The organism is Ferruginibacter sp. (genome assembly GCF_028288465.1).
Taxonomy (GTDB): domain Bacteria; phylum Bacteroidota; class Bacteroidia; order Chitinophagales; family Chitinophagaceae; genus Ferruginibacter.
Genome location: NZ_JAQBNR010000023.1, coordinates 20,615 through 27,032, shown reverse-complemented (window position 1 = coordinate 27,032; position 6,418 = coordinate 20,615). Strand labels below are relative to the sequence as shown.

The 6,418-nt window shown below is 36.1% G+C and carries 5 protein-coding genes; all 5 read left to right on the top strand.

Features of this window, described 5'->3' with window-relative positions; all coding sequences use genetic code 11:
• A partial coding sequence (locus tag JWR61_RS11970; protein WP_301928044.1) for a glycosyltransferase occupies positions 1 to 1,387 on the top strand: 1,387 nt, incomplete at its 5' end.
• A gap of 3 nt (positions 1,388 to 1,390) precedes the next feature.
• Positions 1,391 to 2,665, top strand: coding sequence for a hypothetical protein (locus JWR61_RS11965; RefSeq protein WP_301928043.1), 1,275 nt, complete (start codon positions 1,391 to 1,393; stop codon positions 2,663 to 2,665).
• A gap of 6 nt (positions 2,666 to 2,671) precedes the next feature.
• Positions 2,672 to 3,403: a rhamnan synthesis F family protein gene (locus tag JWR61_RS11960; RefSeq protein ID WP_301928042.1), complete on the top strand. Its 732-nt coding sequence runs from the start codon at positions 2,672 to 2,674 to the stop codon at positions 3,401 to 3,403.
• 3 nt (positions 3,404 to 3,406) lie between these two features.
• On the top strand, positions 3,407 to 4,267 hold the full coding sequence (locus tag JWR61_RS11955; RefSeq protein WP_301928041.1) for a hypothetical protein: 861 nt from the start codon (positions 3,407 to 3,409) through the stop codon (positions 4,265 to 4,267).
• Positions 4,264 to 6,414, top strand: a complete 2,151-nt coding sequence (locus tag JWR61_RS11950; RefSeq protein WP_301928040.1) for a glycosyltransferase — start codon at positions 4,264 to 4,266, stop codon at positions 6,412 to 6,414. The genes JWR61_RS11955 and JWR61_RS11950 overlap by 4 nt, the downstream gene beginning before the upstream one ends.
• Positions 6,415 to 6,418: the final 4 nt, after the last annotated feature.

Sequence of the window (6,418 nt, the reverse complement as noted above, 5' to 3'; positions counted from 1 at the left end):
AAATGGACACATTGCAATATCGAGCAACACTGCTCTTTCACTGGCAACAGGAGAATTTGTTTGCCTTTTAGATCATGATGACAAATTAGCATCGTTGGCGTTGTACAGGATAATTGAAGATTTGAATAAGGATGATAGCACCGATTTTTTTTATAGTGATGAAGACAAAATAAATGAGGATGGAGAAAGATCACTGCCTTTTTTTAAACCAGACTGGTCCCCCACATTATTTTATTCCCAAAATTATATCACTCACCTGGCATGCATCCGCCGCACAGCTGTTGAACGAGTAACAGGATTTACAGAAGGTTTGCATGGAAGCCAGGATTATGACCTCTTTTTAAAAATTATAGCCGGTGGCGCCACTATAAAACATCTGCCATACATCCTTTATCATTGGCGTTTACATAAAGCTTCAACTTCGATGATCAGCGATTCTAAACCCTACGCCCATACAGCTGGGAAAAAAGCATTGGAAAACTATCTAGCGAAAAAGTATCCTTTACATTTTAATAATGTGGAAGATGGCAAATATGCATTTACCTATTTGCCACGCTTTTGTTTTGATGAAACTAATAAAATTTCAATTATTATTCCAACGAAAGATAAACTGGAATTTTTAAAGCCATGTATCGAAAGTATTGTAACAAAATCAGCCTGGAAAAATTATGAAATTATAATTCTAAATAACAATTCTAAAGAAGATGTTACTTTTTTATATTTCAAAAAAATTCAGGCTATATATAAATTCATAAAAGTGATTGACGCCTTTTTTGATTTTAACTGGAGTAAATTAAACAACCTCGGCTGTAAAAGTGCAAATGGAACATACCTCATATTCTTGAATAACGACGTGTCTGTAATTACTCCTGAATGGATGGAAAGGTTATGCGAATGTGCCAGCCTTCCAAATATAGCAGCGGTTGGTGCATCCTTGCTTTATGAAGATAATACTTTGCAGCATGCAGGTGTTACGGTAGGAATGAATGGATGGGCCGATCATGTTTTCAAAGGAATGCATGTTTCGCATTTTCCGAGTCCGTATATATCGAACGAAATGCCGCATAATGTTCTTGCAGTAACTGGCGCCTGCATGGCAATAAAAAAATCTCGGTTTGAAGAACTCGGGATGTTTGATGAATCATTTATTATTTGTGGGAGCGATGTTGAGCTTGGTATCCGGGCACACAAAATAAATTTATTTAATGTTGTTCAGAGCAATGTAAAATTGTATCATTACGAATCAAAAAGCAGGGGTAGTTATGTGCCAGAAAATGATTTTATTCAATCTGCATTAAAATATGAACCATTTCGTACACAAACGACTGACCCATTTTTCAATCCAAATCTATCCATTACACATACTTCTCCCATTTGTAAATCGTAGAACATGAAATCAAAATTATTGGAGTATCGTCAGCGTTTAAAAGGATTTTTGTTCTCTGAAAAATTCACTCTTCCTGAAACGGCTTGTTTACCTCCCGAATATAATATTCAGGAAATTTTGCCCATAAATTGCCGGGAGAGTGAAATAGACGAAGTTAGAATTAACTTACTCGTACCTGCATTATCAATAAGGTTTTCATTTGGTGGCATAAATACTGCACTCGATTTTTTTACCGAGTTCATAGGGCATGCAAAAAATGCCCGAATTATAATAACCGATGAAGCGATAAGTGATTTAAAAGCCCTGCCCAAATCTGAAGACTGGAAGTTGGTTACCTCTGAGGGAAATGACATGTCCGGGCTATCAATTGTTTGTTTTGGCGACAGATACAATAAAACGATCCCTGTAAGAAAGAATGACGTATTTATAGCGACAGCATGGTGGACATCTTACAATGGGGAAAGAATTTTAAATTGGCAAAAAGAGAAATGGGGAGAGCCTGCCGCACCTCTTATATATTTAATTCAGGATTTTGAACCTGGGTTTTACAAATGGTCATCCCGCTATTTATTGGCACTAAGCACATATCATCAAAAAAATATGATTGCCGTAATTAATACCTCATTGTTATATGAGTTTGTAAAAAGTAGCGGTATTATTTTAAACCGGCATTATATTTTTGAACCAGGACTTAACAGAAACCTTGCAAGTCACCTAAACGCAAAAACCATCCCTGTTAAAAAGAAAAGAATAATTTTTTATGGGCGTCCTTCGGTTGAAAGAAATGCATATGAAATAATTGTAAAGGGGTTGGAATTATGGAGTTTCTGGCATACGAATGCCAAAGATTGGGAAATTATATCCTTGGGAGAAATTTATCCTAATATCAGGCTCGGAAACGATATAGATATCATCGTAAAAGGAAAAGTTACTCTAGATGAATACGCAAATCTATTATTAGACTCAGCGATTGGAATTTCGCTAATGGTGTCCCCTCATCCGAGTTACCCCCCACTTGAAATGGCTGCATTTAATTTAGGAGTTGTAACAAATAAATTTTCAAATAAGGACCTTTCTAATTTCCATGATAATATTTTCAGTTTGGATAATATTAACCCTGAAAACATGGCAATTATGATATGCGACCTTTGTTCCAAATTTGAAAACAATGCAGGATATTTTTTAAACCGGAATTTCAGAAATATAGACTTTTTAAACAAAGAGTCAGGCTTTGATTTTATTAAAGACTTAAAATGTCATTTGCCAAGTTTTGAATAATTGCCAATGAATAAAGTAACAACTATCGCGGTATTATATCATATTTTTTATGAGGACAGTTGTGACCTAATATGCCAGGAATTAAAATCCCTTAACAAGCAAGAAACTATTTTCCTGTTTAATATATGCATCGATACTCCAGATAAAATTAACATCTCTAAGATTTTAAAGGATAGGTTTCCACATTGTATTATTATTACGACATCTAATAAGGGTAAAGACATTGGCGCGAAACTTGCCCTTTTACAACTTTTCCTACAACTGCAAATTGAAGCCGATTATCTTTTATTTCTTCACGATAAAAAGAGTTTGCAGGCACTAAAGAGTGCAACCTGGAAGAAGGATTTGTTAAAAATTATCTCGCCGGACGGTATCGGTCAAACAATGAAAATATTTCAGGAAAATCAGAGTTGTGGAATAATTGCAACAGAAGAGTACATAATAAAAGAACTTTTTGAACAAGGCCTATTCTCTGGTACTAACGGAAGTATACTTACCGCACTTATGACTAAATATGAAATTCGGCCACCATCTTATTCGTTCGTGGCAGGAACCATGTTTTGGGCAAGAGCAAAACCGGTGAACGACTTCTTTAGGCGGCATTGTCCTCTGGAAATCCGTAAAGAACTTGAAGACGGCAATGTATTAGACAATTTTTATGGTACCGTCACTCATACTTGGGAAAGACTTTTGAGCTGGGTTATTACAAGTCAGCACTACTCAATAAAGGGAATCTGATAAATGAATAAAATTGTGTTACCATACTACACGCTCAACGCATCTGTATTACAGGATAGAAGTACAATAGTCAATGTTCACATCAAACTAAATATTTTAGTTCGAGATGAGGCTGAATTAACGCGTGAGTTGTATATATTTCTCAGTTCATTACAAAATGATTATATCGTTAGTATTTCGATATCTGTTTTATTAAATGCGAATACAGACACAAATTTATTAGCGAAAATTTACTTGCTCCTTGTATTAAATCGTTCTATTAAGGGCCAAGAAATAATACCCATATTTACAGACAACGTACATTTGGAAGACAGTCTAAGTATTGATATAATTAAGACATATTTAAATCAACAGGGAATTAATGACATAGAATTTCCTATTTTCAATCTAGCTGTAAAAGGAATTCAATCTGATGAAGATTGTTCCTTATTGCTATTGCAAAATCAATTTGATTGTGTACCAAAAGAATTTGCAGAAAAAAATGAGTGTAGGGCCACACTAATCATTGCTTCTATCGATGCAATTAATAATGTCATCGCCCTTCCTGATTTGAAGAAGCAATTGACTATATATGAAAGCGATAATTTAGCCAATATAGCTATTTCAAAATATTACATGGAAAAGGAAGAATTTGAATCAGAGAGGATGCTATGGAAACAAAGGACATTACTTTACAAGGATTTTTTGACGTTGAGTAAAAAAGTTCAGGAAAAAGAATATTATGAAGTGCTTGACTGGTATCATAAAGAACATGAAATTCTGCCGCTTTGGTACAAACAGTTTGGTCATATAATAAAAGTGATCATGGGCAAACGCAGCTTCCGTTCTTTATTTGATGACAATGTAAAAAAATACAAGGATTGAATTACTGGTTATTAACGTCAGAATATCCGCCTATGCATGGTGGCGGTATCAGCACCTACTGTTATTTTACAGCCCGAATGCTGAGCGAAGCCGGCCACGCTATAACTGTGTTCACGCAGGATGACGGTGTGTCAGATTTTGTGATAACAAATGAACTGAATAATATCAGATTGGTCCGTTTTAACAGTAACCGCGATAAGGTACATACGTTCTTAGGATACGTTGCCCGTCTGAGTTATGCTTTTGCCAGCATTGTTAAAAAACTGATCGAAACAGAAGGTAAGCCGGATTTCATTGAAGCCCAGGATTATTTGGGTATAGCTTACTATATTACTCAATTTAAGCACACCGGTTACAAATTTTTATCAGAAGTGCCAATTGTAGTTACACTTCACTCTCCTGCATTTATTTACCTGGAATATAACCGTGTGCCAATTTATTGTTACCCTGATTTTTGGACAGGGGAAATGGAGAAGCAAAGCATTTCCGCAGCTGATGCTCTGATATCACCAACCCATTTTTTGGTAAGGGAAATTCAAAAGCATATTTCGTTCAGCGGAAAAAATACAGCGGTTATTGCCAATCCTTATAGTACTGAGCAGGTTACTAATTTCGGATTTAAACGAAATCACATCATTTATTACGGTAAGCTATCTCCTCAAAAAGGAAGCTTCGAGTTATTGAGCTATTTTAAAAAATTATGGGATAATGGTTTTACACATTCTCTGCATGTTATAGGCGGTACCGACATTGTGTATCAGCCGGACCTGCAAACTATGGGGCAAGTGATTGAAGAAAAATATACGGCGTACCTGGCAAAAGGACTATTGAAATTACATGGCAAAATACAACCATCAGAGATTAGCGCATCTATCCAGGATGCACACCTGATAATTGTACCAAGCATAGTTGACAATATGCCTTACGTTGTTATGGAAGCCATGAGCATGGGAAAAGTTGTTCTTGCATCCAGACAAGGTGGGCAGGCTGAAATGATTGAAGAAGGCGTTTCTGGATTTTTATTTGATCATAATGAGCCGGCAACATTTGCAGCTCAGTTAAATAAAATTTTGTCTTATGACGATGCTGCAATAAAGCAGATAGCCTCAAACGCTGCTCAACATGTCAGCAACCAGTATGCATTTAAAACAATTCTGTCACAGAAAACTAGGTTTTTGCAACAGGTAAAAATAAATGTTGGACGGCAAAATAATTTCCCTTTTCTTCACCAGGAACCGCAAATGCCAATTGCTAAAGATGAATCAGTAAAGGATATGCTGTCCGTGGTAATACCATTTTATAACATGGGTAATTATATTGATGAATGCATTCAGTCTGTAACTGATTCATCTTATAAAAAAATTGAAATACTGGTAGTCAATGATGGCAGCTGTGATGCTTTCAGCATTAAAAAATTGGATGAACAGAGAGTAAAAAAAGGGGTTACCGTTATTGACAGATTAAATGAGGGACTTGCAGCAACAAGAAATATAGGTGCAGTCATTGCAAAAGGAGAATACCTGGCATTTTTAGATGCGGATGATAAAGTCGCACCATCTTATTATGAAAAGGCGGTACTTGCGCTGGCGCAAAACAACAATGTATTTTTTGCCGGATCATGGGTGCAATATTTTGAGAACAGCAACGCTGTTTGGCCTGCCTTTACTCCGCAGCCGCCCTATGCGTTGGTGCATAATCCCATTAACAGCAGCGGTCTTGTTTACAAACGAAGTGCCTTTTTAGCAGGCGGTATCAACGATCATAAAACAGATTATGGGTTGGAAGATTATGAAAGCGTAATCAGCCTGCTGCACAATGGATTTAATGGAATTGTTTTGCCGGAAATATTGTTTTATTACAGGGTGAGATCAGGCTCTATGTTCCGGAATATTAGCAGGGAAAAGCTTTTGTATTCCAATAAATACATTGCCGAAAAACATAAGGATTATTACGCTAAGTTTGCAATCCAATTAATCAACCTGCTCAATGCGAACGGCCCCGGATATCTGTATGATAACCCTACCTTTAAAATTAATGTATCATCAAAGTCAACTGGTGAAAACTTGCTGCTTTTCAAATTTAAGAATCTTATAAAGAAAAATGAGCGGTTAAAAAAAATCGCCCTAACCCTTAGAAAAATAAATTAGACCT

What these genes read in the sequence shown, in the direction of transcription:
- JWR61_RS11965 (WP_301928043.1), top strand. Translation starts at nt 1,391, where the DNA reads ATGAAATCAAAATTATTGGAGTATCGTCAGCGTTTAAAAGGATTTTTG.
- JWR61_RS11960 (WP_301928042.1), top strand. Translation starts at nt 2,672, where the DNA reads ATGAATAAAGTAACAACTATCGCGGTATTATATCATATTTTTTATGAG.
- JWR61_RS11955 (WP_301928041.1), top strand. Translation starts at nt 3,407, where the DNA reads ATGAATAAAATTGTGTTACCATACTACACGCTCAACGCATCTGTATTA.